Here is a 21948-nt window from a genome sequence, read left to right on the forward strand (position 1 = left end):
CCAATTTCGAGCGTTAGAAGAGCGTCAGTTGCGCCCCCTTTCGTACGGGTCGCTGGAAGGTGTCCGAAAATTTCAGATTGGACCAAGGAACCGGGTCGAGGCCGAGACGCTGGGCGGTCCGCTCGAAAAGCGCGCCAATCATCTGGGCATAGTTTCCTTCGCCGCTTCCGCGCTTATGGAATTCCGACTGATAGAGCTTGCCGCCTCGGGTCTCACGGATGCGCCGCAGCACCTTTTCGGCGCGCAACGGGAGGGCGGCGCGCAGCCGCTCCTCGAACACCGGCGCCACCGGTCCGGGAAGGCGCAGCAGGACCCAGCCCGCCGAGGTGGCGCCCGCGTCTTTGGCGGCCTTGAGGACGTCGCCAATCTCCTCGTCCCCGAGTCCCGGGATGATGGGCGCCACACTCACGCCCACCCGGATGCCGTGCGAGGCCAGCTTTTCGACGATGCGCATCCGCCGCTGCGGCGTGGCCACGTATGGCTCCATGGCGCGCGCCTTCTCCGGATCCCAAAACGGGATGCTCACCCCCACGCTGACGTGGGCGACCTCCGTCAGCCGCGCGAGCACGTCGATGTCCCGCTCGATGAGGGGCGACTTGGTGATGATCCCCACCGGGTTCTTGTACTCTGCACACACCTCGAGGCACCCGCGCGTGAGCCGATACGAGGCTTCGAGCGGCTGGTAACAATCGGTCACCCCGCTGAACGCCAGCATGTCGCCCTTCCAGGCAGGCTTGTCGAACGCTTCGCGCAACAGCTCGGGCGCTTGCGGCTTGACCACGATCTTCCGCTCGAAATCGGTGCCGGCGCCAAAGCTCAAATACTCGTGCCCCGGCCGCGCGTAGCAGTTGTGGCTGACCACCCCGTTGGCGATGAAGTCACCCGTGCCGGTGGTGATGTCGTACATGGGAATGTCGCAGCCGAGGGGCTCGATCGCAGTCACGCCCAGGGCCGCGGCGTTCTTGATGGCAAGTGTTTCGATGTTCCGTTTGCGCGTGATGGCTGGGTCGACCGTGTGAAAGAAGCGGAGGTGGTCGCGCAGGCCGCCCCGAAGGCGCACGTTGCTGGCGGCGTGACCGGCGTGTGGGGGCTCGAGGACAGCGTCGAATCCCCAGACGCGAAGGCCATTCATCGTTTGCTCGAGGATGACCGGATCGGTGCTGGAGATCCGCAAGACGCGGCAGCTGAAGCTTCCCTCGGCGTCGAAGATGCCCGCGAGAAATCCTCGGGACCACTCCGTCGAGGGATCCGTCGGCCACTGGACGGCTTCTCGAATCTTGTCCACGGTGGCGTATGCCTGGGGGCGAACGGCGAAAACCGGCTTTCTGAGCGCCGTGGCCTGGCGAACGACGTACTCCTCCCCAAGCGACACATCGATTTCCTCGAGGTAGGCACGCGTTCGCCGCAGTGCCTCGAGATCGACCAGCGCCAAGCGGAACGGGTGCTGGCCGCCGTGGACTCGAACCATGCCCGTGAGGTAGCCCCGTCGATAGTCATTCGAGGGCATCGGTGTGGACGCGAACCGCCCGAGCCCGAGAAGCTCGTTGCCGGTTGTGAGATGGGGCCGTCGAAGGCGGCCCTGCGTCCGGCCGGTCACGTACTTCCAGCCGCGGTTCGTGAGGAAGCGATGGTCTCCACTGGCGATGAGCTCCGTCCCGTCGGCGAGGCGGATGCGGTAGGCGGGTTTGATCGTTTGCCAGTGGGCCAGCACCTGGGTGCGCACGTAGCGGCGGTATTTCCCGTCGAGGGCGGTGCCGTAGACGGTGTCGCCCACCTTGAGCGCACGGAGGGAGCGGGTGGTGGCGTCGCCGAGAAGGATGGGGGTGTCGCCGTCGAGGCAGTACGCGCAGGCGTGGAAGCATCCGCGGTAAGGGTTCACGCTCCAGGTGAAGCCGACGTCGGGGCTGTCGTTCTTGGAGAGGATCTGGCGGGTGTGGTCCTCGAAGACCTGCAGGTCCGCATGGGGCGCTTCGCCCTCCATGTAGCGAACCTCGGTGGACGCCCAGGGATTCGGCGGGTTCGCGATGGGAAGGGGGCGCATCGCGGAGAATGTAACTGTACATGCGTACAGTGTCCAGCGCCGCTCTCGAAGTTACCTGTAGGCGGGGCTGCTCGTTGGCGGCGCGCTCGTGCGGGGGCGCAGTTCGTGGGCGATCAGGACCGAGCATGGGGCGTGGCGGCTGATGCTCTCGGCCAGAGATCCCAAGAAGACGCGGCCTAGGCCGGTGCGGGCGTGGGTGCCGATGACGATGAGGTCCGCGTCGAGCTCACGGGCGAGCGCGGTGATCTCGCGTGCCGAGTCGCCGGTGCGGACGTGGCCGACGACGCGCCCCTCGAGCCACACCGGAACGCTGGAGCACACCCGTTCCAGTTCGCTGCGGGCGCGCTCGAGCATGCCGGTGACGGGGGCCGAGGCGTCGATGGGGGCGCCGAGGACACCGACCACGCCCATCGGTGGGGCGACCACGTGGACGAGATGAAGGGTGGCCTTCGGGTTGGCGCGGGACAGGTTCTCGGCGAACCAGAGGGCGTCCTCGCCATGGAGCGAAAAGTCGAGGCCGACGACGATGGTCGTCAATTCGTCTTCGGCGAGCCTGCGTGTGGAAGCGGGCGACGCTGGGGTGCTCTCGATGTTGTGCATGACGGCCACCTCGTGTCGGAATCGACGTGCTGGCACGTGCCACAGTGAGGAAAATTGCCCCGGCTCGAGCGCGAGCCGAAGCAGGATCAAGGACGCGAAACGCGCTCCGCTGCCTGCCACGCCGACGAGTCGCGGTGCCCGTGAATGACGAGCACGGGACGCGGGGTCGTGCGGATGATGTTCTCGGCCACGCTTCCCAGGAGGGCCCGTGCAAGGCCGCGCCGGCCGTGGGTGCTGATCACGATGAGGTCGGCCGCAAGCTCGTCGGCCACGTGGTTGGTCTCCTCCCAGGCGACGCCGGTGCGGAGAATCGCCTTGAGTGGGACGCCTTTCTCTTTGCGCGAATCGACGAGCGCATCCAACGCCTTCTGCGCGGCGGTGCTGATGCGTGCGGCCACGTCGCCGTTGGCGATGAACGCGCCGTCGGGAAAGCCGTACACCGGCACCTCGTAGGCGTGCATCACGAAGACGGACGCATCGAACGGTGCCGCAAGCTCGATCGCGTAGTCGAGCGCACGATCCGAGCTTTCGGTGAAATCGACCGGAACGAGAATCCTGCGGAGGGCGAGCATAACCACGCTGTTGCATGGGCTACGCCAGCATGGGCTGCGTCCGGGCTAGTTCAGGGCTTCGGGAACCGCCTCGGCTTTGGGAGCTTCGGGCACCGCGGCCTCGTAGCGAAGGACCAGCTTGCCGTCTTCGGCGTCGACCTGAACCTTGCCACCGTGTTCGAGCTTGCCGAAGAGCAGCTCTTCGCTGAGCGGGCGCTTCACCTCGTCCTGGATGACCCGGGCGAGGGGACGCGCGCCGTTCTCGGGATCGTAGCCCTTCTCGGCGAGCCAATCGCGCGCCGCGCCCGTGATGGACAACGTGACGCTTCGCTCGGCCAGCTGCGCGTTCAGCTCGGTCACGAACTTGTCGACCACCTGGCCCATGATGGCGGGCGAAAGCGAATCGAACGGGATGCGTGCATCGAGCCGGTTGCGGAACTCGGGGCTGAACATCCGCTTGAACTCGCGATCGGCCTCGCCCACGTCGCGACCGCCGTGGAATCCGACTTGGCGTCGCGCCAGATCGCGCGCGCCCACGTTGCTCGTCATGAGCAGGATGACATGACGGAAATCGCTGGATTTGCCATTGTTGTCGGTCAGCTTGCCGTGGTCCATCACCTGCAGGAGCACGTTGAAAACGTCGCCGTGTGCCTTCTCGATTTCGTCGAGCAGGAGCACCGCATGCGGCGTCTTGGCGATGGCGTCCGTCAAAAGACCGCCCTGATCGAAGCCGACGTAACCCGGCGGTGCGCCGATCAACCGCGAGACGGTGTGGCGCTCCATGTACTCGCTCATGTCGAAGCGGATGAACGAGATGCCCAGGATCTTCGCGAGCTGCTTGGCCACTTCGGTCTTGCCGACACCCGTCGGTCCCGTAAACAGGAACGATCCGATCGGCTTCTCCGGACTGCGCAGCCCCGCGCGCGACAGCTTGATGGCGCTGGTGAGCTGATCGATGGCCAAATCCTGCCCGAAGATGACCCCCTTGAGCTCGTGCTCGAGGTTCTTCAACCGATCTTTGTCGCTGGTGGACACTTCCCGCGGCGGGATCTGCGCCATGCGGGCGAGCACGGTTTCGACGTCGCTCACATTCACGATCGGGCGCTCCGCCGGCGATTCCTTGTCCTTCGCCGGTGTGGCGGGCGAATCACTGGAGAACATGGACGTCGTCGTGTGCGCAAGCTTCACGCTGGCGCCCGATTCGTCGATGAGATCGATGGCCTTGTCGGGCAGCTTTTTGTCGTGCAGGTGCTTCGCTGCGAGCTGCGCGGCCGCCTCGATGGCCGGATCCGCATAGCGCACGCCGTGGAAGTCTTCGTACTGCGTGCGCAGGCCGATGAGGATCTTCACGGTGTCCTCGACGCTGGGCTCGAGCACTTCCACCTTTTGAAAGCGCCGAGCGAGTGCCCGATCGCGCTCGAAATGCTGGCGGAATTCCTCGAACGTGGTCGAGCCGATGCAGCGCAAACGGCCCGAGGCGAGCGCCGGCTTGAGCAGGTTCGACGCGTCCATGCTGCCGCCACTCGTCGCGCCGGCGCCCACGATGGTGTGGATCTCGTCGATGAAGAGGACTGCGCCCTCCACCTTGCCGAGCGCCTTCACCACGGCCTTGATGCGCTCCTCGAAGTCGCCCCGGAAGCGGGTGCCCGCGACCAGCGCGCCCATGTCGAGCTGGAAGACTTTGGCGTCTTGAAGCGCCGGAGGCACTTCTTTGCGCTCGATTTTCAGCGCGAGGCCTTCGGCGATGGCCGTCTTGCCCACGCCGGCGTCGCCGACCAGCAGCGGGTTGTTCTTCTTGCGCCGCGAGAGGATCTGCACCATGCGCTCCACCTCGCGCTGGCGACCGATGAGCGGATCGATGCGGTTTTCGCGCGCCTGCTCGTTCAAATTGATGCAGTACGCCTTGAGCGGATCCCGCGACGGACGCGCACCCCCCGGTTCGCCGGGAGAGGCTTCCGGGGCATCGCCATCCCCGGCGTCGCCGCCGGCCTCGCGTGCGTCGTCCGGCTCGTCGAGCTTGGAGACGCCGTGGGAAAGGTACGCCACCACGTCCAGCCGGGTGACGCCCGATTGTTCGAGCAAGCTCGCAGCAAACGACTCGCGCTCGGCGAAGACGGCGACCAGGACGTTCGCGCCTTTGACCTCTTCTTTGCCCGACGATTGCACGTGCTGCAGCGCACGGCGGATGACACGCTGCACGCCGAGGGCCGGCGTGGGCGTGGACGAGGCGCCTTCGGGCAGCGGCTCGAGTTTGTCGTCGAGGTAGCGTTCGAGCTGCTTTTTCAAGCGCGAAACGTCGCCCCCGGCGTGGCGCACGACCAAGGCGGTCGCGTCGTCGAAAAGCAGGGCGTAGAGCAGGTGCTCGAGCGTCACGTATTCATGACGGCGGCGGGCCGCTTCGTTGGCGGCCAGGGTCAGGGCAATTTCGACTTCCGGACTGATGCGCATGGTCACTCGGGCTCCGCGGTGAGAAGCAGCGGCATCCCGTGCTTGCGTGCGTGATCCATCACTTGCTCAACCTTCGTCTCTGCGACTTCGCGCGGATAAATTCCTGCAACGGCGCTCCCTTTTCGGTGCACGGTCAACATGACGTGCGTCGCTTCCGTTTCGCTCTTGTGGAAGAAGGTCATGAGGCAGTCGACCACGAATTCCATCGTTGTGTAGTCGTCGTTGTGAAAGACAACTTTGTAGCGACGAACGGTCGTCGGCAAAGTCCTCTCGTCCACATCGACGTCGGATTCTCCAGATTCGCCTGGATCTCCCGGACCTTGCGGCGGACCCGGGTTCTGCGGTTTTTTGGGTTCGGACGCGACCACCCACATGGCGCCCCCAACTTCGGTTCTCCTGGAACGATGCGCAACCCCCGCCGACAGCCTGCCTGGATCAAGGCCAGCCACTTGTGGCTTCTGTAAATTGCTCGGATAATCGAAAGGCTCGATGCGACCGCTCGCAGAAAATGAAGTCATAGGGGGACGGTTCCGACTTAATCGACTTCTTGGTAGGGGTGGGATGGGTTCGGTTTGGGAGGCGACGCTTCTCAGCCTGGACATTCCGTGCGCGGTCAAGTTCATCGATAGCGAGTTCGTAGGGCACGCGGAGACGCAGGCGAGATTCGAGCGCGAGGCGAAGGCGGCCGCGCAATTGCGGAGCCCGCACGTGGTGCAGGTGCTGGACCACGGGGTGTGCCAGGGGCGGCCGTACATTGCGATGGAGCTTCTCGTCGGAGAAGACCTTGGAAAAAGACTGAAGGCTCGCGGTCGTCTGTCGCCATCCGAGGTGGTTCCGATCGTCGAACAAGTGAGCCGTGCGCTCGCGAAAGCCCACGCGGCCGGTATCGTGCATCGCGATCTGAAGCCGGACAACATCTTCCTCGTTCGTGACGACGACCGCGAAATCGTCAAGGTGCTCGATTTTGGCATCGCCAAAAGCGTCGACGAATCGCGCGAAGGACTCACCCGGGTGGGCGCCTTGCTCGGCACCCCCCACTACATGAGCCCGGAGCAGGCGCAGGGAAGCAAGGACGTCGACCATCGGAGCGATCTTTGGTCGCTCGCGGTGATTATCTTTCGTTGCCTCACGGGGCGCTTCCCATTCGCCGGAAAAGGCCTCGGCGAAATTTTGGTGCAGATCCTCAAGGACGACATCCCGATCCCGTCGCAGGCGGCGCCGGATTTGCCGCGTGCGTTCGACGACTGGTGGGTCCGCGGCGTGGCGCGCGATCCGACGTTGCGCTTTCAGAGTGCGAGGGAGCTGACCGACGGCTTGTCGATGGCTCTTGGCTTGAATGCCTTGAGCAGGGTGCCCGAGCCCGCGGAATCGCAGCCCGCGTTGTTTCCGGAGCGGCGGCCCGCGAAAGGTGGAACCGCGGTGATGCCCGCCAGCGAGATGCCGCGGGTGCCGACGATGCATACAGGACACGGCGGGCACGGCGGGCAGGCGCGCGCGGGCACGCAGCCGCTCGCGGCGGTGCAGCAGACGCCGTCGATGATCGTGCATGCCGGCGCGCCGAACATGCCCGGCCCAAACATGACGGGGCCGCGTCCGACGGAGCCTTCGATGGGGGGCCACCTGTCCGCGTCGATGGGGGGCCAAATCGCAGGGCCGATGGCGGGCTCCATGTCCGGCTATGGCCCGATGCCTGCGGCCGCGGGGGGGACGTACGGCCCTCCTCCTTACCAGGGGGGGCAGCAGCCGTACGGACAGCCGTACGCGGCGGGGCAGGCGTACCCCCAACAGAACCTGCAGCAGAACACGACGGCGCCGACCACCGCGCCCGCCATACCCACCGCCGCGAACGGGCCACGCGAGCCACGCGACAAGGGGATGCTCGCCACGAAGATCATCGGCATCCTGCTCACGGTGATCGCCGTGGTGCTGGGCATCGTGGTCATCGTCGCCTACGCGTCCAAGGATCCCGTCATCGGGCGGCCGCCGAGCGTGCATCGCACCGACGATCTGCCGCGGCGAAGTTCGCCGTCGGTCATTCTTTCGACGGGCCCGGTGCCGATTCAACCGCCGCCGACGCCTACGGTCGACGCGTCCACGGCCTCGGGAAAACCGGTGCCCAAAAAGTAGCTGCGGCGGTGGAGCGCTAGCCTTCGTCTTCTTCGAGGTCCCACTGCGCGAGGGCCATCACGCCGATGGCGGTGCCGCAGCGACCGCAAAGCGGCGGCTCCTCGTAGCGAACTTCTTCGCCGCGGGTCCACACATAGAGCCCGCTCCCGCCGACGGCGTACCCATCGGGATCGCCTTCGACCTGCTCCACCTGCCTGTCGCACACGTCGCAGCGGGTGCTCTCGGCGGCCACTTCCTCGAAGAGGATCGCGTGCGTCGCCGTCTGAAGTTCCCCGTCAGCCATCGCCGGGCGAATCTATAGCATGGAAGCCGGTGCGCAGGTTACCCTGCTCGGTTTCGACGTGATTCAGGGCGGATCAACGCCCGATCAACGCAGCAGCACGATGGCCGCGCCGGCCAGCATGGCGATGACGCTCACGATCAACGTGACCACCAGCCACGTCGGGATGTGCGTCCCCGGGATCTCGATGCGTTCCTCGCCATTTTCGAGGTTTGCATGCGGCCCCTGCTCGTGCCAGCCCGCCATCTTGTCGCCCGCGGCCGGCGGGATCGAAAGGACGCCATCGGGAGGAGGGGCGCTGGGATCGCGTCCCGGATCCGTGGAGCGGCGGCCCGGGGTGGTCGCGTCGTTCGGATCTTCGGGCACCGCGTACTTGCGGTAACGGAGGGTCTCTCCCTCGGCGTCGCCCGGTTTCAGCCCTTCGCCGTCGAAGTGGGCGATGATGACCGTGATGTTGTCGTGCCCACCGGCCTGGTTTGCGCGCTCGGTGAGGGCCTTGCACGCATCGATGGGTTCGGGGCACGAGCGAAGCACCTCGCGGATCTCCTCGAAACGGATCATGCCGGAGAGGCCGTCCGAGCAGAGGAGAAGCACGTCACCTTGGCGCAGTTCGACGTAGGTCAGATCGACCTGCACGGAGTCGGCCGTGCCGAGCGCCTGCAGGATGATGTTGTTGTGCTCGAAGGTCTCCGCTTCCTCTTCGGTGAGTTGCCCCGCCTCGATGAGCTGGTTGACCAAGGACTGGTCGCGTGTGACCTGAATGAGCTGATCGCCCCGCAAGATGTAGCCGCGCGAGTCGCCGACCTGCGCGAGGAACATGTGATCGTCCACCAGCGAGGCCGCCGTGACGGTGGTGCCCATGCCGCGGCGGGTGCGGTCGACCTTGGCCTCTTGGAAGATGCGAAGGCCTGCCGCTTCGACGGCGCGCACGAGGCGGCGCGCGAGCTCGTCGCGCTCGATGACCACGGCGGGGTCGAGCCCTTCGAGCATCTTTTCGTAGATGATGTCGACGGCGAGCTGGCTAGCGATTTCGCCGGCCGCCGCGCCGCCCATCCCGTCGCAGACCGCGAAGAGGCTTCCGTGGATGCCGACATCGCAGTCGCGGTTGGCCTCCAGCAGGCCGCGAGAACGCTTCGTGAGGTCGGCGACGAGGAAGTTGTCTTCGTTGTGCTCACGCACTTGCCCCACGTCGGTGCGGGCGAAGACGCGAACATGGACGGGCCCCCGGCTGGTGGCCTCCTCGGACGCTCCACCCCCCTGTTCCGTCGGGTTTGCGGGAATGGGTGTCTCGGATTGGGTCACGACACGGACTTGGGCGCGCCTTCGAGGCTCGGTGAGCGAGTCTCTTGGCTGAGGTTGACGCGGAAGAGTTGCTGGCCAATTCGGAACTCGTCCCCCGATTTGAGGGTCGCGTCGCCGCGGATCTGGAGGAACGTGCCGTTGGACGACCCCAGATCTCCGATGGTGAAGGTCTTCCGCACCGGATCCAGTTTGATGATCGCGTGCCGTCGGGAGAGGAACGGGTCCTCGGTAAAGACGATGTCCCCCGATTCTCGGCCGAGCACGGTTTCGGCTTTGCGGACGTGGAAGACGTCCCTCGTCACCCCTTCGACGGTGCGCTGGCACAAGCGTGCATGGCGGGGTGCCGCCGGGGTTCCGAACAGCAGCGTGCCGTGCTGCATGGCCGGGCCGAGGCCTTCCTCTGCATCCTTCACGATTTCAAACCTTATCACCTGTTGTCCTATCAGGATCAAATCTTGGTCCTGAAGTGGCTGCGCCATATGGGGATTTTGGCTCTTGGAGATGCGGAGGAAGACGCCGTTGGTGCTTCCCAAATCGCGCAAAACAAGCTCATCGCGCTGCCAGAACAGGCGCGCGTGGCGCGGCGACAGGTAGCGATCGTCCCCGAGAACGACGTCACCTTCGCTGCGGCCGACGTCCAAGTTATCGAAGATGGGGAAGCTCTGCCCCTCGCCCCCGTCCTTGGCGATGATGACCAAGCGGCCGCGCGGATCCCGCTCTTTCTTCTTGGCCGCGGGGGCGGCGATCACCGTAGGTTTGCTCGGGCTCGCGGGGCTCGGAGGGACGACGACGGGCGCCGGTGCGTCCGGGGCGGGGGGCGGCGCCGTGGGGGCGGCGCTCATCAAACCGGGGGCCGGGGCGACGACGGGCCTCGGCATCGGCGCCGTCACGGGATTGGTGGGCGCCGGCACGGCGGCCGGTTGCGCGGGCTTGCTCACGCGCGGGGAGGTGGGCGGGATCTGGGTCGGGGCCGTTCCGGACGGCTTCGGGTCGGCGGCCGAGGAGGCGTTCGCACCCGCCGTCTCCTGGGGCGTGAGCAACGAGGCGCCACAGTACTTGCAGAACGACGCGGAGACGTCGCACGCCGCACGGCAACGGGGGCAGGCCACCGAGCCCGAGGCGGGCGACTTTCCGCTCGCCGGTGGTTTGGCCGCAGCATCTGCAACGGGCGGTGGCGGCGGATCTTCAGCCTTGGGCGCCGTGCCGATGGCGAGCATCGGCATGGGCGCGATGGCCGGCGCCGACGGTACGGATGGCGTCGACGGTGTCGATGAGGCCTCCCCGAGCACCTGCCCAAGCACGTGGCCACACGTGATGCAAAAGCGGGAGCCCGGTCGATTTTGCGCACCGCAGCTGGGGCACGCGTCGTCGGCGGGCGCTGCGGAACCAGTGGAACCCGAGGAGGGCTCACGCGGCGGGCCGAATTGGAACTCGGGCACCGAGGGCCTGCGCTTCGGAAGATCGTAGAGCGCGGCGGCGGCACCGGAGCCACTGGGTGCGCCGGCACCTGTAAGCGTGGATCCCGACGGAGATGGATCCGGAGCGTCCCCTGTCAGGCCGATGCGGGTGAGCCCCACGGGCGGAGTCGGTGGAACGATCCGCGGCGCAAGACGAGCCCCACAGTCCTGACAGAACGTCAGATGGCTTGGATTTTCCCGCCCGCACGTTCCGCAGTTCAAGTTGGCCGATGGGACCACCCCGGAAGCGGATCCGTCAAGAGACTCCATGGCCTGGCCGCTACGGCGGGGCAAACGACCCCTCCTACGCTTTTGCCGTCAAGTGGCAGTTGTCCCGTCAAAGTGGATCGCGGGCCTCGAGGATGAGGTCCAACCCCAGGAACGAGGCGACCCCTCCCTCGCGCCGGGTTTGGCTCGAGTCGGTAAAGGGCCCCAGGTAGATGCCGCGATAGGAGAGCGCGAGCCCGACCACGGTTCGCCGGGTGATCTGGAGCTCGACCCCCACCCCGAGGAACCCGAGCGGGCCGCCGGTGTCCGTGCCCCATTCGTTGCCGTAGCCGGCGACCCCAGCGCCGGCGAGGACCATCGGCTCGATGTCGTGGCCCGTGTCGAGGTAGTAGCGGAATTCGCCCCGGACCTGCTGCAAGATGGCCAGGCGGTACAGGCTGTCGGAGTCCTGCTTGGAGAACTCGTAGGCCCCCCCGATGTACACGCGCCCGGCCGTGCGGACGCCCACCCGCACGGCGACACCGCCTCCGGTGCCGAGCACGCATGCCGTTTCGGCGGTGGTGCCGCAGATGGGCCCGGGCGCAAGGACGAACTCACCGGCCAGCGACACACCGTACTGCAGGTATGGAACGTGAAGTGGAGGTGGCGCGGGGGCCTGGGCGGTCAGCTCGGAGATGCTAAGCTCGTGCCCGCCTATGGGCGCCTCGCTTGCCGCTTCGGTTTTCTTGGGGTTTCCCTCTTGGGCGACGGCAACGGACGGGGATGCGAAGGCGATCGCCGCCGCAAAGCTCCCCAAGCAGGTAAAGCAGGTGACGTATCGCATGCCCGTTTTTGAGGATAACTCTTTGGGACGTTATTGACAGCGCCCAACGCCTTCCAGTATTCGCCCATTCATCCCACCGTTCAGGGGCGCCATGGAGATCTACCTCGATAAACGTGCTGTTAAACAAATTCGGGTATCGGCTGCCGATGCCATCGAAGAAGGCGACACGGAGACGTTGCGCGAGGACCTCCTCGAAGCGTTCACCGAAGAACAAGTAGAAGAGATCGAGCGCAGGCTCGACAACGGCGACTTTTTCGAATTCCTGACCGACATGCTCGATGAGTGGTCAGGAGATGACATCGACGAGCTCTTCGAGCTTCTCGACACCCAGCTTGGCGACGTCGGCATCGACGTGAAGTTCGACAAGAAGGGTTCGTCCGAGGAAGAGGAAGAAGAGGAGAAAGACGACGAAGACGTCGACTTCGACGAAGAGGACGAAGACCTCGACGAAGATGACGACGACGACGACGATGAGGAAAAAGAGGAAGAAGAAGAGGACGACGAAGACTGACCGTCAGTTCGCGCTCGGCTCTCGCGCGCGGACCAAGTAGTCGTGACACTTCTTTGGAGCGTCGCTCTTGGAGGGGCGGGCGACGTTCGGGCATTTGGCCTCCGCGCATGGCACGTAGCGTGAGTTGGGGAACTCACGCACGAGCGTGGAGGCGCGGGAGCAGGCCGTGTTCGCATCGCCATCGAGGCGATAGAGCTCGGCCTCTTGCCAGAGGGCATCGTCACGGTACACCGACGTGGTGAAGTCCGTGTAGATGCGGTGAAACGCCTCGCGCGCCTTGGCGCGGTCGTTCAACCGGTCGCGGTAGAGCGTGGCGATGCGAAGAGCGGCCTGCGTGTAGCGCGGCCTCTGGTACGTGCCGAGCAAGTGCGCGGTCTCGCGTTCGGCGAGCATGCGATTCAAGTGTGCGATGGCCTCCTCGTTCCGTCCGAGGGTCTCGTCGATCTCGCTCGCGCGGTAGAGCGAGTCGTCGAAGGTGTTGCCGTACGGGTAGGGCCATCGGTCGACGATGGCGAGAAAGCGTGCGTGCGCGCCCGGCAGATCGCCGGTGGCCTGCGTGCGTAGCGCGGCTTGGTAGGCGATGGTTTCGCCGAGCTCCGATTTTCCGAGACGCTCGCCCAAGCCGTCGAGCCACACGACCGTGTCCTTCTGTCCCGAGGTTTCGTCGCGGTGTGCGGCGAGGCGAACGAGGGCGTGGGTCGAGATGCCGCTCGAGGGATGCTTTTCGATGAGGGTGCCGAGATCCGCGTAGCCCTTGTCGGGCTCGCCGTGAGCGATGCGAAGGTCGGCGAGATCGTAGAGCGCTCGGGCCGTGTGTTCGGTGGGCGGCTCTTGCCGGGCGATGCTTTCGAGGCGGGCGCTCGCACCCGCGTTGTCGCCGGAGCGCTCGAGCATTTTGGCGGCGAGGTAGGCGGCGTGGCCTTTCTCGCGTGGGTCGGGGGCCTTGGCGGCGGCTTCGTCGAAGCGGGCAGCGGCTTCGGCGTAGCGTCCTGCGGTTTGGGCGCGCTCGGCCTCGTGGAAGGCGCGCACGAAGTTGGGATCTTTGCCGCCACGGCATGCCGCGAGGGTGAGGGCGAAGAACGCGATCGATGCGAGGCGGGCGGCGGTTCTCATGCGTGTCCTGCCCGGCAGGCTTCGGCGGCGCGACGGAGGATGATGGCGGCTTCGTCGATCTGGGCGCGGGAGACGTCGAGGTGGGTGACCGCACGCAGACGCCGTGCCGCGGTGGCGGTGATGAGAAGGCCGAGTCCGCGTGCGGCCTCGGCGACGGGGGCCGCGGCGACGTCGAGATCGACGTTGACGATGTTGGTCTCCACCTTGTGCGCGTCGACGAAGATGCCCGCGGCGCGCGGCGCGGGGCCGGAGAGAAGCTCGGCGAGGTGCCGCGCGTTCGCATGATCCTCGACGAGGCGCGTGCGGTGGTGCGCGAGGGCGTAGCGGGCGGCCGCGGTGAGGATGCCCGATTGGCGCATACCGCCGCCCCAACGTTGCCGCAGGCGGCGTGCCTCTTGGATGAGGGCTGCGGGCCCGGTGAGGGCGCTGCCCACGGGGGCGCCGAGCCCTTTGGAGAAGCACACGCTGGTCGTGTGGAAGGGGGCGGCAAGCTCCTTGACGGAGATCCCGGTAGCCGCGCTCGCGTTCCAGAGGCGTGCGCCGTCGAGGTGGAAGCCGAAGCCGTGGGGCGCGATGCGCTCGGCGATGGCGAGCACGTTGGCCTGGGGGAACACCCGCCCGCCGGCGCGGTTCAACGTGTTCTCGATGCAGACGAGCGAGGTGCGCGGCAGCCACTTGGCCGGTGGTTTGATGGCGCCTTCCACGTCGTCGGCGGTGAGAAAGCCGTCTTGGCCCGCGACGGCGAATTGCACGCCGGAGAGCGCGGCGCCCGCACCGGCCTCGTTCCACATGATGTGCGCTCCCTCGCCGACGATGACGTCGTCGCCGTGGCGCGTTTGGACGGCGATGGCCAGTTGGTTGGCCATGACGCCGGTCGTCGTGAAGATCGCCGCCTCTTTTCCGAGGAGGTCTGCGACTTCTTCTTCGAGCGCGCGGGTCGTCGGATCGTCTCCATAGACGTCATCGCCTACCTCCGCGCTGGCGATGGCCTGGCGCATGCCGGGGGTGGGTCGGGTCACCGTGTCGCTGCGAAGATCGATCATCGAACCAATTTGTATCAGAAAGCTTCTTCGGGGCTGACGGTCGACGCGCGGTGATCGCGCTCGGAGCCTCGGTGCGTTTCGAAAACGGTCGAGGGCTCGGGGGCCCGTTTGCGCGATGGGTCCTTGCATGGTTAACTGGTTGAACCAGTTAAGGACTCAACATGCCCCGACCGCCGCGCCCGTCGAACGCCCCCCAAGAGGCCGCTTCTGCCGCAAACCCGTTGGAGGCGCTGGCAGCCATCGGCCCCATCGCCCGCTCCAGCGTGGTCGACGCCGTGGCGGATCGCTTGCAGGCCGAGATTCTCTCCGGCCGACTGGCCGCCGGCACCCGCTTGCCCTCGGAGCGCGAGTTCTCGCTCGCGCTCGGTGTGAACCGCCTCACGTTGCGCGCCGCGTTGGCCCGGCTCGAGGCCCTCGGCATGATCGTCACCCGTCACGGTGCGGGCACCCTCGTCGCGTCATGGCGTGAGCGTGCCGGGCTCGATGCCCTGGCGGCGCTCATCGGCTCGACGTGGACGAAGGACGGATTCATCAAAGGGCAGGGGCGCGAGTTGCTCACGTCCATGCTGGAGGTGCGACGCATCGTGGCGTCGGAGGCCATCGGTCTCGCAGCAAAGCGTCACACCGCGGCCGACTTGGAGGCGCTCGAACAGCGCGCGCACGAGCAAGAGGGGCGCATCCACGATCGCGTGGCCTTCGCGCGGGGCGACATTGCCTTCGAGCGCGCGCTCATCCGCGCCACCCGCAACGTGGGGCTCGAGCTTCTGCTCAACACGTTCGCCCGCTTTCCCGACGAGCAACCCGAGCTCGTGGCGGAGCTCTACGATCGGCCCGAGGAGGCCCTGGCCTTCTACCCCTACGTCATAGGCCTCATCCGCACGGGCGACCCCGTGATGGCGCGCGACACCTTGCGGCAGGCGTTGGAAGCGTTGGACGCCGAGTGGCAGGCCCGCCATGCCGACACGCCGCGCGGAGCGGGCACGGCCAAGCCGGCATCCAAATCCACATCGGGTACCCGGGCAGCAAAGGCAGGGAGCAAAGCATGAGGACTCTGACGCGCATGGAGATGCGCTGGGCGTACGCCGTCTTCGGCGCTATTTTTCCCTCCGGGGCGAGCGAGCGCCTTCCGCTCGGCATCTGCGATCTGGACCTGGAGACCTACCTCACGCAGATCCGCAGCCGGGCCCCGTACCGCAGCGCCCTCGGATTGCGCGTGGCCATCTGGGTCATCGCACTCGCGCCCATGTTCGTGCTCTACCGCGCGTGCACCATCATGTCGCTGGATACGGCCTCGCGCGAGACCCTCTTGAAGAAGATGCTCGCGAGCCCCGTGTACGTCGTGCGCCAGCTGGTCATGCTGCTCAAGGCCGTCGGCGCCGTCCTCTACGCGGGCACCCCGTCGGTGAACCAGGCCATCTTGGCGACCTCCCACCCCGAGTTGAATCAATCGGGCACGCGGCTCATCGGCATCGGCCGGAAGCCCGGCTCCGAGCACGACGAGCACGACGACCACGAGGATCAGGAAGCCGACGAGGATCAGCACGATGAGCAGTCCGTCGCCTGAGGGCGAACAACCCGGCGTGGAAAGTCGGTCGCCGCAAGCGGCGAACCTCCGGTATCCCGACGACGACGTTCCCGAGGACTCCGTCGTCGATGGCGAGACCCTTTCTCGCGACATCGAAGACAGCTTCGACTTCATCGTCGTCGGCTCGGGGGCAGCCGGCGCCGTCGCCGCGCACGTGCTCGCCGCCGCGGGCCACTCGGTGGCCATCGTCGAAGAGGGCCCGTGGGTCAAGACGCGCGAATTTGGCGCCGATGTGCATAGCGCTTTTCAGCGCTTGATCCGAGACAGTGCCATGCAAGCCGTGGAGGGCCGCAGCTTTCTTCCGCTCCTGCAGGGCCGGTGCGTGGGAGGAAGCACGGTGGTCAACTCGGCCATCGCGTGGCGCACACCGGACGACGTACTCGACGACTGGTCCGAGCGCTTCGGCCTCGGCGACACGTTGAGCATGCGCGTTCTCGAGCCCCACTTCACCATTCTCGAGCGCGATCTGAGCGTCCGCCCCGTTGCCGACGACGTCGTGGGCCAGAACAACGGTCTCTTTTTGGAGCAGGCGAAAAACGACGGCTACCACGCCGGAAAGATGCGCCGCTACGACGCCGGATGCCGCGGCTCGGGGCGCTGTTTGAGCGGCTGCCCCACCGCCGCCAAGCGCGGCATGAGCGTCACCTACGTTCCCATGGCCCTTGCGGCGGGCGCGCGCATCTTCACGTCGTGCCGCGTGGACCAAGTGCTGCGTGCGCGCGGCCGGGCGACGGGGATCGTGGCACGATCGACCAGCAGCGATCCGTGGCGAGCCACCAAGTGCCGCGTCCTGCTCCATGCGCGCAAGGGCGTGCTGCTGGCGGCGAGCACCATCCAGACCCCGGTCATCCTTCGACGCAGCGGCGTTCGGGCTGCGGCCCTTGGCGAGCACTTTCAGATCCATCCGGGCCTGGCGCTCGCGGGAAAGTTCGACAGGCCCGTTCGCATGAATTTCGGGGCCACCCAGGGCGCCGAGAGCACGCACTTCCGCCGAACGCACCGCTTCAAGCTGGAGACCATCTCGCTGCCGCCGGAGCTCGTGGCGGCGCGCATTCCCGGCGCGGGGCACGAGCTCACGCAGCGCCTCGCCGACTACGGCCACCTCGCCGTTTGGGCGGCCCAAGTGCGCGCTTACGCCGAAGGCACCGTGAGTCCGGCGTGGGGCGGTGGCGCGCGGGTGCGCCTCACGCTGACCGAGGCCGACGTCGTCGCCACGCGCAGCGCGTGCGCCACCTTGGCGCGCATGCTGTTCGACGCGGGGGCACGCGAAGTATGGCCAGGCATCCACGGCGTTCCGTCGATCCTCACGTCTCCGGACGACGTGGCCCGCATCGCCGAAGGTCCGCTCGATCCGCGCGCCTACTCCTACATCGCCACGCACCTCTTCGGGGCTGCGCGCATGGGGCCCGATGCGCGCAGCAGCACCGTCGGACTGAACTTCGCGGTCCACGGCACCGAGGCGCTCTACGTGATCGATTCCAGCATTTTTCCCACGAACCTCGGCGTCAATCCGCAGCACTCCATCATGGCCATCGCACGCCTCGCCGCGACACGCATCGCCGAAAAGGCCGCCTCGGAAATCGCTGCCTAAGCGCTGCTTCCGCGCACGGGTTCGGAGGCCTTGCGCGGTCAGCGCGTTCCTCGAGGCCCGCCGGTGCGTTTGCACGCGCGGACCTCGCGGCGGCTGGACGCGCTACGTCCTCTGTGGCTCTCGTGTCGCCCCTTCGTGTCGATGACACGAGGCGTTTCACACTTCACCAGAGAAACTCGGAGCCGCCTTCGAGACTTGAACTCGAGACCTACGGTTTACGAAACCGTTGCTCTACCACTGAGCTAAGGCGGCGTTCGGCCGTGCTTCCTCTATCGTCTTGGCGCTCCATAGGCAAGCCTTCCGCGCATGCCCGTGATTTTTGTTCCCGACTTTGAGAAATCTCCGGGAAAAACGAGGCTCCTCTCGAAGCGATTCCGCGCGGCGGGAGCGCGGCGGCCTCGTCCTCTCCATGTTGCAGGGCCGGTCCTGGATTCTTACGGTGCCGTCGTGAGCGCACCACCAGGTCCGACGGCGTACGAGGGGGTCGTCATGGCCCGGTGGTTCCGGCCTTGGCACCTCGCGGCGGTTGGGGTCGCGCTCGCTGCGGCCGTCATCTTGGCGAATGCCCACGTGGACGTGGGGGCGCTGGTCGCCATCGTGGTGGCGGCGGTGCTCGCGGGGCGGAGCGTGGACGATCGGCGCGTGCGGTTGCGGGCCAACGCCGAGGGGCTCTTCGTCGATGGCAAGAGGCTCGTGCCGGCGCACGTGCTCTCCGACGGCTTCGTGGTGCGCAAGTTCGGGGACCCGCCGCGGTTGCGGCTGGTCGATCGCTTTGGGGTGACCCGGTTCAACGTGCGCCTCGAAAGCGAAGCGCACGGGCGAACGCTGCTGCGCGCGCTCGGGCTCGATGCGGGACACAAGAGCACGACCTTTCGCGTACCGAACGCACTCCTCGTGGTGGCGCCCTTCGTGGGCCTCTTGCCGGGCGCGATCCTCCTCGGCACGTGGACCACCGTCGATGGCGATGTGAAGTTGCTCTCCACCCTGATCGCGCTGCTCGTGGTCGGCGTCGTGCTCAGGTTTGGATATTCCCGCGTGACCGTGGGGGCCGACGGCGTGTTGAAGCGCGGCATCGGTCTGGATTCCTTCGTACCATACGGCTGGATTGAGCGGGTGGAGACGACGCCTCACGCCATCCTCCTGCGCCTGACCGACGGTTCCACGCGGACCATCGAGGCACCGGCCCCCTGGACGAAAGACCCATTCAAGCATCCGCCGGGCCCCATGCGCGACATCGTGGCGGCGCGCATCGAGCAAGCGCTCTACGACTTTCGCCGTCGGGCCACCTCCGAGGGCGCGGGCATCGTCATGGCCCGCGGCGGGCGCGCCATTCCCGACTGGCACGCCGCCATCACGGGACGCGCCGCCGCCCACTACCGCGTGGCCGCCGCGCCGGCGATTCCCGCGGAGGACCTCTGGCGCGTCGCCGAGGACCCCGGTGCCGAGGAGACGGCGCGGGCAGGTGCGGCGGTGGCGTTGCGCGCACACGAAGACGGTGCACTCGACGACGTCAAGGCGCGTCTCCGGGCCGCGGCCCGTGCGACGGCCTCGCCCCGCGTGCGCGTCGCACTCGAGGCTGTGGCCGATGCTTCGGATGAAGACGAGTTGGCCCGTGCGCTCGACGTCTTCGAGGAGAAGCCCCGCGCGCGGGCAGGGTAGGGTAGGTAGGAGAAGGCTAGAGAAGCGCGAGTTGATCCAGCACCGCGACGGCCTCGTGGCCCTTTTCCGTCAGGCGGTAGAACTTGCGCCCCCACGTGGCCTCGCGGTGCGACGAGAGCAATCCGCGCTCCTGAAGCGCCCGCAGCGTGCGGGTCAGCGTGTGCGCCGAGGCCCCCGTGAGGCGCTTCAACTCGTTGAAATGCACTTCGCCGTCCTTGAGGTTCTTGAGGATCTCGGCGCGGTGGCGGCCCCCGAGAAGGGTCAATTGTTTCTCGACCGTGCAGACTCCGTCTTCGCCTTTGGGCATCGCTTGGTTCCGCCTAGTACCCATGATGTAACTCCGCCTGGCGGTAGTTCCAACGATGTAACTTCTTGTTGCGCCCGTTGCCCAACCTCATCATCCCGGCACGATGAACGATGTGCGCCACCCTCGCGACATGAACGAGGCCTTCGCCCAGGCCGTCAACTCCGGAAGCATCGATGCGCTGCTGGCCCTCTACGAGCCCGACGCCGTCCTGATCGGCCAGGACGGTTCCGAGCGCCGCGGCCTTGCCGCGATCCGCGAGGAGCTTACGGCGCTGTTGGCGCTCGGCGGCAAAATCGAGGCAAAAAACCGTTTCGCCGTGACACTCGGGGACACCGCGCTCCTCAGTGCGGATTGGAAGCTCGAGACCACCACACCCGACGGCGCGCCCCTCGTCGTCGGAGGGCGCACCGCCGAGGTCGTGCGGCGCCAGCCCGATGGTCGGTGGCTGTACGTCCTCGACCATCCGTCGGCCGCAACGTGAACGCTACTTGGCGATGGCGCCGATGCGCCGGTCGCTGTCGGGCGAAAGCTTGCCCGCGCGCTCCACGAGACCGATGAACTCCGCCTGCTCCGGCTTGCCGCCGTTGGAGGCGCGTGCGATGCGCAGAACGTCGGCCATGCGCGTGCGGGCCGCGTAGGGGCTCTGCCGCAAAATCTCGGCGAATCCGGCGACGGCGGCGGCGAACCGCAGATCGCGCGGCGCTTCGTCGAACGAGCGCGCGATCTGGCCCGGCTGCATGGCCTCGGCGTGCTCGCTGGCGACGTCCGGCGCGCCCGGCTTCGGCGCGGGGGGCTTGTGGCGCACGCGCACCGTGATGGGCGAGCGATCTTGCCGCTTCAAGACGACGTCATAAAGCGCCGTCACCGCGTGCCCGGCCCCGACCTCGCCGCCGTCGACGTGGTCATTGCGAAAATCTTTGTCGGCGACATCACGGTTCTCGTACCCGATGAGTCGATATTCCTTGACCACCTCCGGCGAAAAGTCGACTTGCACTTTCATGTCGCGGGCTACCACCTCCAAGGTGCCACTGACTTGATCGGAAAAGACGCGACGTGCCTGTTCGACACTATCGATGTACGAGTAATTGCCATCTCCCTTGTCGGCCAATTGCTCCATCATCGTATCTTTGTAATTGCCGGTGCCGAATCCGACGGTGGAAAGCGTAATGCCTCGCTCTTTGTAATGGGCAATCTGATTCAGAATGACGTCGTGCGACGTGGGCCCGACGTTCGCATCGCCGTCGGACAAGATCACCACGTGGTTGACGTGCCCCGGAACGCGCCCGCGCTCGGCCAGGCGATAGGCCAGATCGATGCCGCTGGCCATGGCGGTCGAGCCGCCGGTCGTCAGATCGTCGATCGCGCTCATCACCCGGTCTTTTTGCGCCACGGCCGGCGTCGGTCCCAGCACCTCCCGGACGCTTCCCGCATACGTGCAGAGTGCAATGGTATCGCCCGACTGGAGCGACGAGGTGAGGATCTTCAGACTCTTCTTCGCCAATTCGATCTTGTCCTGCGACTGCATCGAGCCGCTGGTGTCGACCAAATACGTCAAATGCACTGGCCGCCGCTCCGCCTGGGATAGGCGCTTTGCCTGAATCGCAATCCGAAGAACATGACGACCCGGCGCATACGGCGATGGCGCTCCGGCGAGATGAATCGTGTAGGGCAGGGGGCTATTTTTGTATTCGTATCCGTAGTCGAAGTAATTCAAATATTCCTCGGCGCGCACCGCACTCACCGGGGGAAGTCCACCCTCGAGGAGTTTGCGCCGGCTGATCGAATACGACGCCGTGTCGACGTCGATGGCAAAGGTGGAGAGCCGGTCGCGCGCGGGGTCGGTCGCGCCATTCACGCCGTAGTCGCGGTAGTCCTCCGTGTTCGACTGCGGCTCGGGCGGCGGCGCCACCGGCATCACAGGCATTCCCCCCACCGCGGAGGGTGAACGCGAGGGCGCTGCGCCGGCGCCCTTCGCCATCGGAGCCATGGGAGGCGGCGCGGCCGCAGGGGCCGACGCTGTCTGGGCCCTCGGGGGTTCGCTCTTCGTCGCCATCGGCGAGGGCGCGGACTCCTCCGCGCGCGCTTCGTCGGCTTGCGCGACCGCGGCACCCGCCGGCAGATCGGCCGTTTTCGCCTCACGGTTGCCTGCGCCGCAACCGGCCATCCCCACGGACAACAACAACGGAACAATCGAACGGATTCGGCTAGCTCGCATGGCAATCTCTCCTCGGAATTACCTAAGAAACGCGGAGCCCGGTCCGACCTTACAGAGAAAAGAAAAG

At 66.6% G+C, this 21948-nt stretch carries 21 protein-coding genes, 1 tRNA gene and 1 pseudogene; 8 read left to right on the top strand and 15 right to left on the bottom strand.

Features of this window, described 5'->3' with window-relative positions:
- Nucleotides 1-13 precede the first annotated feature (13 nt).
- The 6 genes and pseudogenes from LVJ94_16700 to LVJ94_16725 all read right to left on the bottom strand — a co-directional run bounded on the left by LVJ94_16700 (nucleotide 14) and on the right by LVJ94_16725 (nucleotide 6158).
- On the bottom strand, nucleotides 14-907 hold the full coding sequence (locus tag LVJ94_16700) for a radical SAM protein (GenBank protein ID WXB10725.1): 894 nt from the start codon (nucleotides 905-907) through the stop codon (nucleotides 14-16).
- A 930-nt stretch (nucleotides 908-1837) separates the two neighbouring features.
- Nucleotides 1838-2041, bottom strand: a pseudogene (locus tag LVJ94_16705) (radical SAM protein).
- A 51-nt stretch (nucleotides 2042-2092) separates the two neighbouring features.
- Nucleotides 2093-2641, bottom strand: a complete 549-nt coding sequence (locus LVJ94_16710; GenBank protein ID WXB08867.1) for a universal stress protein — start codon at nucleotides 2639-2641, stop codon at nucleotides 2093-2095.
- An 86-nt stretch (nucleotides 2642-2727) separates the two neighbouring features.
- Nucleotides 2728-3213, bottom strand: coding sequence for a universal stress protein (locus LVJ94_16715; protein WXB08868.1), 486 nt, complete (start codon nucleotides 3211-3213; stop codon nucleotides 2728-2730).
- 45 nt (nucleotides 3214-3258) lie between these two features.
- On the bottom strand, nucleotides 3259-5640 hold the full coding sequence (clpA, locus tag LVJ94_16720; protein ID WXB08869.1) for an ATP-dependent Clp protease ATP-binding subunit ClpA: 2382 nt from the start codon (nucleotides 5638-5640) through the stop codon (nucleotides 3259-3261).
- 2 nt (nucleotides 5641-5642) lie between these two features.
- Nucleotides 5643-6158, bottom strand: coding sequence for an ATP-dependent Clp protease adaptor ClpS (locus LVJ94_16725; protein ID WXB08870.1), 516 nt, complete (start codon nucleotides 6156-6158; stop codon nucleotides 5643-5645).
- A gap of 43 nt (nucleotides 6159-6201) precedes the next feature.
- Between LVJ94_16725 and LVJ94_16730 the strand changes: the two genes are divergently transcribed.
- On the top strand, nucleotides 6202-7767 hold the full coding sequence (locus tag LVJ94_16730; GenBank protein ID WXB08871.1) for a protein kinase: 1566 nt from the start codon (nucleotides 6202-6204) through the stop codon (nucleotides 7765-7767).
- Nucleotides 7768-7783: 16 nt separating this feature from the next.
- Here LVJ94_16730 and LVJ94_16735 read toward each other — a convergent pair whose 3' ends face one another.
- From LVJ94_16735 to LVJ94_16745, 3 genes are all read right to left on the bottom strand, one after another.
- Entirely contained in the window at nucleotides 7784-8050 is a 267-nt protein-coding gene (locus LVJ94_16735) for a hypothetical protein (GenBank protein WXB08872.1), read from the bottom strand.
- Between the two features lie 84 nt (nucleotides 8051-8134).
- Complete coding sequence (locus LVJ94_16740) at nucleotides 8135-9349, bottom strand: Stp1/IreP family PP2C-type Ser/Thr phosphatase (GenBank protein WXB08873.1); 1215 nt, start codon at nucleotides 9347-9349, stop codon at nucleotides 8135-8137.
- Complete coding sequence (locus tag LVJ94_16745; GenBank protein WXB08874.1) at nucleotides 9346-10098, bottom strand: FHA domain-containing protein; 753 nt, start codon at nucleotides 10096-10098, stop codon at nucleotides 9346-9348. Before LVJ94_16745 ends, LVJ94_16740 begins: the two co-directional genes overlap by 4 nt.
- On the opposite strand from LVJ94_16745, the gene LVJ94_16750 reads away from it, so the two are divergent.
- On the top strand, nucleotides 10076-10816 hold the full coding sequence (locus LVJ94_16750; GenBank protein ID WXB08875.1) for a hypothetical protein: 741 nt from the start codon (nucleotides 10076-10078) through the stop codon (nucleotides 10814-10816). The two genes, LVJ94_16745 and LVJ94_16750, sit on opposite strands and share 23 nt — an antisense overlap.
- 327 nt (nucleotides 10817-11143) lie before the next feature.
- Here the strand turns inward: LVJ94_16750 and LVJ94_16755 are convergent, their stop codons facing one another.
- A complete protein-coding gene (locus tag LVJ94_16755) occupies nucleotides 11144-11857 on the bottom strand; it encodes a hypothetical protein (GenBank protein ID WXB08876.1) in 714 nt (237 codons plus the stop codon).
- Nucleotides 11858-11948: 91 nt separating this feature from the next.
- Here LVJ94_16755 and LVJ94_16760 point away from each other — a divergent pair, with 91 nt between their 5' ends.
- Entirely contained in the window at nucleotides 11949-12368 is a 420-nt protein-coding gene (locus LVJ94_16760) for a hypothetical protein (GenBank protein ID WXB08877.1), read from the top strand.
- A 3-nt stretch (nucleotides 12369-12371) separates the two neighbouring features.
- Here the strand turns inward: LVJ94_16760 and LVJ94_16765 are convergent, their stop codons facing one another.
- Both LVJ94_16765 and LVJ94_16770 read right to left on the bottom strand, forming a co-directional pair.
- Nucleotides 12372-13481, bottom strand: a complete 1110-nt coding sequence (locus LVJ94_16765) for a tetratricopeptide repeat protein (GenBank protein WXB08878.1) — start codon at nucleotides 13479-13481, stop codon at nucleotides 12372-12374.
- Complete coding sequence (locus LVJ94_16770; protein ID WXB08879.1) at nucleotides 13478-14524, bottom strand: beta-eliminating lyase-related protein; 1047 nt, start codon at nucleotides 14522-14524, stop codon at nucleotides 13478-13480. Before LVJ94_16770 ends, LVJ94_16765 begins: the two co-directional genes overlap by 4 nt.
- 161 nt (nucleotides 14525-14685) lie before the next feature.
- Between LVJ94_16770 and LVJ94_16775 the strand changes: the two genes are divergently transcribed.
- From LVJ94_16775 to LVJ94_16785, 3 genes are read left to right on the top strand one after another with little or no spacing between them, the layout of a single operon-like run.
- Nucleotides 14686-15570 (top strand): GntR family transcriptional regulator, encoded by an 885-nt coding sequence (locus LVJ94_16775; protein WXB08880.1) that lies wholly within the window; start codon nucleotides 14686-14688, stop codon nucleotides 15568-15570.
- Complete coding sequence (locus LVJ94_16780) at nucleotides 15567-16088, top strand: hypothetical protein (protein ID WXB08881.1); 522 nt, start codon at nucleotides 15567-15569, stop codon at nucleotides 16086-16088. The genes LVJ94_16775 and LVJ94_16780 overlap by 4 nt, the downstream gene beginning before the upstream one ends.
- On the top strand, nucleotides 16069-17700 hold the full coding sequence (locus LVJ94_16785) for a GMC family oxidoreductase N-terminal domain-containing protein (protein ID WXB08882.1): 1632 nt from the start codon (nucleotides 16069-16071) through the stop codon (nucleotides 17698-17700). The genes LVJ94_16780 and LVJ94_16785 overlap by 20 nt, the downstream gene beginning before the upstream one ends.
- 180 nt (nucleotides 17701-17880) lie before the next feature.
- On the opposite strand, the gene LVJ94_16790 is transcribed toward LVJ94_16785, so the two are convergent.
- A tRNA-Thr gene (locus LVJ94_16790) sits at nucleotides 17881-17952 on the bottom strand.
- Between the two features lie 237 nt (nucleotides 17953-18189).
- Here LVJ94_16790 and LVJ94_16795 point away from each other — a divergent pair.
- Nucleotides 18190-19359 (top strand): hypothetical protein, encoded by a 1170-nt coding sequence (locus tag LVJ94_16795; GenBank protein ID WXB08883.1) that lies wholly within the window; start codon nucleotides 18190-18192, stop codon nucleotides 19357-19359.
- Between the two features lie 16 nt (nucleotides 19360-19375).
- Here LVJ94_16795 and LVJ94_16800 read toward each other — a convergent pair whose 3' ends face one another.
- Nucleotides 19376-19666, bottom strand: coding sequence for a helix-turn-helix transcriptional regulator (locus LVJ94_16800; protein ID WXB08884.1), 291 nt, complete (start codon nucleotides 19664-19666; stop codon nucleotides 19376-19378).
- A 103-nt stretch (nucleotides 19667-19769) separates the two neighbouring features.
- Here LVJ94_16800 and LVJ94_16805 point away from each other — a divergent pair, with 103 nt between their 5' ends.
- Nucleotides 19770-20147 carry an SgcJ/EcaC family oxidoreductase gene (locus LVJ94_16805; protein ID WXB08885.1) on the top strand — a complete coding sequence of 126 codons (378 nt, stop codon included), beginning with the start codon at nucleotides 19770-19772 and terminating at the stop codon, nucleotides 20145-20147.
- A 3-nt stretch (nucleotides 20148-20150) separates the two neighbouring features.
- Here LVJ94_16805 and LVJ94_16810 read toward each other — a convergent pair whose 3' ends face one another.
- Entirely contained in the window at nucleotides 20151-21881 is a 1731-nt protein-coding gene (locus LVJ94_16810; GenBank protein ID WXB08886.1) for a von Willebrand factor type A domain-containing protein, read from the bottom strand.
- Between the last annotated feature and the right edge of the window lie 67 nt (nucleotides 21882-21948).

The organism is Sorangiineae bacterium MSr11367 (assembly GCA_037157805.1).
GTDB classification, from domain to species: Bacteria; Myxococcota_A; Polyangia; order Polyangiales; family Polyangiaceae; genus Pendulispora; species Pendulispora rubella.

Excerpts from the sequence above, each read along its gene's own strand:
- LVJ94_16700 (WXB10725.1), bottom strand. The coding sequence starts at position 907 with ATGTACGACATCACCACCGGCACGGGTGACTTCATCGCCAACGGGGTG.
- LVJ94_16710 (WXB08867.1), bottom strand. The coding sequence starts at position 2,641 with ATGCACAACATCGAGAGCACCCCAGCGTCGCCCGCTTCCACACGCAGG.
- LVJ94_16715 (WXB08868.1), bottom strand. The coding sequence starts at position 3,213 with ATGCTCGCCCTCCGCAGGATTCTCGTTCCGGTCGATTTCACCGAAAGC.
- clpA (WXB08869.1), bottom strand. The coding sequence starts at position 5,640 with ATGCGCATCAGTCCGGAAGTCGAAATTGCCCTGACCCTGGCCGCCAAC.
- LVJ94_16725 (WXB08870.1), bottom strand. The coding sequence starts at position 6,158 with ATGACTTCATTTTCTGCGAGCGGTCGCATCGAGCCTTTCGATTATCCG.
- LVJ94_16730 (WXB08871.1), top strand. The coding sequence starts at position 6,202 with ATGGGTTCGGTTTGGGAGGCGACGCTTCTCAGCCTGGACATTCCGTGC.
- LVJ94_16735 (WXB08872.1), bottom strand. The coding sequence starts at position 8,050 with ATGGCTGACGGGGAACTTCAGACGGCGACGCACGCGATCCTCTTCGAG.
- LVJ94_16755 (WXB08876.1), bottom strand. The coding sequence starts at position 11,857 with ATGCGATACGTCACCTGCTTTACCTGCTTGGGGAGCTTTGCGGCGGCG.
- LVJ94_16760 (WXB08877.1), top strand. The coding sequence starts at position 11,949 with ATGGAGATCTACCTCGATAAACGTGCTGTTAAACAAATTCGGGTATCG.
- LVJ94_16765 (WXB08878.1), bottom strand. The coding sequence starts at position 13,481 with ATGAGAACCGCCGCCCGCCTCGCATCGATCGCGTTCTTCGCCCTCACC.
- LVJ94_16770 (WXB08879.1), bottom strand. The coding sequence starts at position 14,524 with ATGATCGATCTTCGCAGCGACACGGTGACCCGACCCACCCCCGGCATG.
- LVJ94_16775 (WXB08880.1), top strand. The coding sequence starts at position 14,686 with ATGCCCCGACCGCCGCGCCCGTCGAACGCCCCCCAAGAGGCCGCTTCT.
- LVJ94_16780 (WXB08881.1), top strand. The coding sequence starts at position 15,567 with ATGAGGACTCTGACGCGCATGGAGATGCGCTGGGCGTACGCCGTCTTC.
- LVJ94_16785 (WXB08882.1), top strand. The coding sequence starts at position 16,069 with ATGAGCAGTCCGTCGCCTGAGGGCGAACAACCCGGCGTGGAAAGTCGG.
- LVJ94_16795 (WXB08883.1), top strand. The coding sequence starts at position 18,190 with ATGGCCCGGTGGTTCCGGCCTTGGCACCTCGCGGCGGTTGGGGTCGCG.
- LVJ94_16800 (WXB08884.1), bottom strand. The coding sequence starts at position 19,666 with ATGCCCAAAGGCGAAGACGGAGTCTGCACGGTCGAGAAACAATTGACC.
- LVJ94_16805 (WXB08885.1), top strand. The coding sequence starts at position 19,770 with ATGAACGATGTGCGCCACCCTCGCGACATGAACGAGGCCTTCGCCCAG.
- LVJ94_16810 (WXB08886.1), bottom strand. The coding sequence starts at position 21,881 with ATGCGAGCTAGCCGAATCCGTTCGATTGTTCCGTTGTTGTTGTCCGTG.